Source organism: Vibrio sp. 10N.222.52.B7, from assembly GCF_041474275.1.
GTDB lineage: Bacteria > Pseudomonadota > Gammaproteobacteria > Enterobacterales > Vibrionaceae > Vibrio > Vibrio crassostreae_C.
Window position 1 is genome coordinate 1 of sequence record NZ_JBFRTU010000317.1, and the last position, 242, is coordinate 242.

General features: G+C 49.2%; 1 protein-coding gene. It reads left to right on the plus strand.

Going from position 1 to position 242, the window contains the following annotated elements; translation table 11 throughout:
• Positions 1–242, plus strand: a 242-nt coding sequence (locus AB4512_RS25550) for a cadherin-like domain-containing protein (protein ID WP_372175842.1), incomplete at both ends; no start/stop codon positions are given.

The window sequence follows — 242 nt, forward strand, 5'->3', positions numbered from 1 at the left end:
AACTAACCATTGAAAACCTGCATGCTGACCATGGCTCTATTCTAAACAATGCCGATGGTACGTTTACGTTTACCCCAGAAAAAGACTACAACGGCGCGGTGCACTTTAGCTATGACGTCAAAGATGCACACGGTGGTGTAACACACACCGGCGCAACCACCAACTTAGCTGCGGTTAACGACAACCCTGATGTGACGCCTTTAACCGACAGTGTCAGTGAGGAGGCCGATAATCATCACACC